Source organism: Candidatus Magnetobacterium casense (assembly GCF_019173545.1).
Lineage (GTDB): Bacteria > Nitrospirota > Thermodesulfovibrionia > Thermodesulfovibrionales > Magnetobacteriaceae > Magnetobacterium > Magnetobacterium cryptolimnobacter.
On sequence record NZ_JABXWD010000695.1, the window covers coordinates 1 to 1,298 of the forward strand.

Sequence of the window (1,298 nt, forward strand, 5' to 3'; positions counted from 1 at the left end):
AGGTTCGTCAACCCGCCAGCGCATCCGACCCGGTAACTGGCCGACCACATCTGGATGGTTCCGTTGGACCACCATACGTAATCCGTCCCGTTCACTCCAGGCCCGAAAGAGCTGTTTTGGTTGGTGCAATTGTAGCACGTGACGCCCGTTAGCTGGTGGTCGTAGTATGGGACATTTGTTACATTCGTCGCACCAACAGTCAGGTTGTTCCATGTCGCAGTATAATAGCTGCTGGCCGTCATGTTGGCAATGACCAAGACAGCTATCGATACGACAAGGATGCCAATGCCCAAGGACAAAGCATAGGGACCTATGTCATCCACCGTTGTGCGCATTATGGTCGCCCGGTGGATGAATTACGCCCCGCCGCCGCCGAAGTTCTTCAGCATAAAGACAAGGCTCAGGATTATCACGGCCACGACCACTATCACGATTATGCTAAACCATGATGCGAAGGACGTTATCGCCGTCAGGCCAAGCCCCACGACAGCCGTGAAGTTGGTGTTTGTGGATGCACTGCTGAAGTTGGCGAGGATGAGCGATACGACCGCGACGATGATGACGGCGATGCCCACGGCAAGTGCCATAGGACCTATATCGCCGACCCCGAGACCCTTCATTTTGTGCTGAAGTCTCTGTTCGATGTGCATAATTCATTCCTCCAAGTTTGATTCATCGCTACTTCGGCAAGAAGCTGGCTCATGAGAAATCATTTCTTTGACTATTAAAAAGTAAATACTTTTACTCGCGTATTCATTAATTTAGAGGCCTTTGCAGTTGCAGAAATCAACTGTTACCGATACCGTTTTCATTCTCTGATAATTGTATATTATTGCACGACCTGCCCTTGATTTTTCCTGACCTTTTTCCGCACCTGCACATAGCTAATTTACCCCCCTGCACGCTTGACCATTCACGCCCGCAACTGGTGCATATCCTTCTCTGTTTTTTCCTGTCCGGCTTCATCCCGCTCAAGCTCATCCGCTTCTTCTTCTTGAGGTATTCCGCCCATTCCTCGGGGTATGCTTCCGCTGCATTGGGGAAGGAATCCTTGAAATTGCAGTGGGGCCAGTATGTTATTGCCGGATTATGCTTATCCCTTGATATCTGTATAAGCCTGCTCTTGTCATAATGCCATGCCCAGCCACGACTGACAACCCTTGTCAAAGACCTTATCCTATGCTCCCTCAGGTATTTATCGATAATCCATATGTTCGGGATGCAAATCGCTATGAACTGGTTATAATTACGGCATGTGGTGAATGCTTTTACCATGTATTTAGCTTCCTTAGTCATTG

3 protein-coding genes are annotated in these 1,298 nt (G+C 48.9%); all 3 read right to left on the reverse strand.

The annotated features are described in order from the left end of the window. The coding region (locus HWQ67_RS18810; protein ID WP_218254228.1) for a hypothetical protein at window positions 1-335 on the reverse strand (335 nt) is incomplete at its 3' end. 21 nt (window positions 336-356) lie between these two features. Then, a complete protein-coding gene (locus HWQ67_RS18815) occupies window positions 357-650 on the reverse strand; it encodes a hypothetical protein (RefSeq protein ID WP_218254229.1) in 294 nt (97 codons plus the stop codon). Window positions 651-786: 136 nt separating this feature from the next. Then, on the reverse strand, window positions 787-1,298 hold a 512-nt coding region (locus tag HWQ67_RS18820), incomplete at its 5' end, for a hypothetical protein (RefSeq protein ID WP_218254230.1).